This is a genomic window from Mycobacterium sp. pUA109 (genome assembly GCF_041287095.1).
Taxonomy (GTDB): domain Bacteria; phylum Actinomycetota; class Actinomycetes; order Mycobacteriales; family Mycobacteriaceae; genus Mycobacterium.
The window spans coordinates 1-1,448 of record NZ_JBGGKS010000051.1 but is presented as its reverse complement, the minus strand read 5'-3'; the positions used below and the strand labels follow the sequence as shown (position 1 = coordinate 1,448).

The following is a 1,448-nucleotide window of genomic DNA, read 5'->3' as shown; positions in this document are numbered from 1 at the left end:
CTTGGGCTCAAGCGGTCGCTGCAACACCTGATTGGTTTAGGGGTGTTGTTCGATGGCGTTTCGGAAGCAGGGCAGCAAAGAGGTTCCGGATGAGGCTCGTGAGGTTTTCCTGGAGGCGTTGAGGTCGGGGCTGTCGCAATCGGCGGCGGCAACGGTGGCTGGGGTGTGTCACCAGACGGGCTGCAGGTGGGCCAAGGCCGCGGGGATCGCGGCCAACCTCGCGCATCGGGGTATTCGGTATTCGGCGCCGGTTCGGGAGGCATTCTGGGCGGCGATGAAGTCGGGGGCCTCGCCGACCCAGGCCGCGGTGATCGTCGGCGTGTCGGAGAACATGGGCCAGATCTGGGTGCAACAGGCTGGCTACATGCCTAGAACCGAGGTCCCTGCTGATGTGCTGATCAGCACGCAGATCGCGCCACCGCCGCAGCGGCGAGCTCCCCTAACATTCACCGAGCGCTGGCGGCTTGAGGAACTGCTGGAGAACGGCTGTGCACCCGTGCAGGCTGCTCAGGTGTTGGGGCGTCACCAAGATACGATCAACCGGGAGATCGCCCGGGGCCTGACCAGCTCGGGCTATCGAGCCCAGGTGGGCCAGGATGTGGTCGACGCCAACCGTAAGCGGCCCAAACCGCGCAAGCTCGAGGACAACCCTGTGTTGTTGGCTGAGGTGGTGGCACGCTTGCAACAGCGGCACAGTCCCGAGCAGATCGCGGGCCGGCTGCGGGAGGATTTTCCCGACGATCCGGAGATGTGGGTGTCACACGAGACGATCTATCAGGCCATCTACGTTCAGCCGCGTGGCGAGTTGGCCCGGCTGGTCAAAGACGCGCTGCGCACTGGTCGAGTCCAGCGGAAACCGCAGGGCCGCGCCACTATTGACCGCAACCGGTTCAAGGACGGAATGATCGGAATCAGCGAACGTCCCGCCGAGGCCGATGACCGCGCGATTCCCGGCCACTGGGAAGGTGATCTGATCCTGGGCAGCACAGCGTCAGGCTCAGCGATCGGCACCCTGGTCGAGCGCACCACCGGGTTCGTGGTCCTGCTGCACATGCCTGGGGATCACACCGCGGCGACCTTGGCTGAGGCCATATCAGCCAAGATCCCCGACATCCCCGAGGTACTGCGCCGGTCGTTGACCTGGGACCAGGGCAGCGAGATGGCCTTGCACACCAAGATCACCGAGGCCACCGGGCTGCCGATCTACTTCTGCGACCCGCACAGCCCCTGGCAGCGTGGCACCAACGAAAACACCAACGGTCTATTGCGCCAGTACTTCCCCAAAGGCACCGACCTGTCGTTCTACGGGCCGGGCTGGCTCGACCAGGTAGCAGCCGAACTCAACGCCCGACCCCGCAAACGCCTCGGCTGGCGAACACCCGCCGAAGAACTCGAGCGACTACTCTCAAACCCGTCCACATTCGTTGCAGCCACCGCTTGAATCCAAG

General features: G+C 64.5%; 1 protein-coding gene. It reads left to right on the top strand.

All coding sequences use genetic code 11. From position 1 onward, the window contains the following. Nucleotides 1-274: 274 nt before the first annotated feature. Nucleotides 275-1,441, top strand: a complete 1,167-nt coding sequence (locus tag ACAG26_RS27610) for an IS30 family transposase (RefSeq protein ID WP_370486261.1) — start codon at nt 275-277, stop codon at nt 1,439-1,441. Nucleotides 1,442-1,448: the final 7 nt, after the last annotated feature.

What these genes read in the sequence shown, in the direction of transcription:
- ACAG26_RS27610 (WP_370486261.1), top strand. Translation starts at nt 275, where the DNA reads ATGAAGTCGGGGGCCTCGCCGACCCAGGCCGCGGTGATCGTCGGCGTG.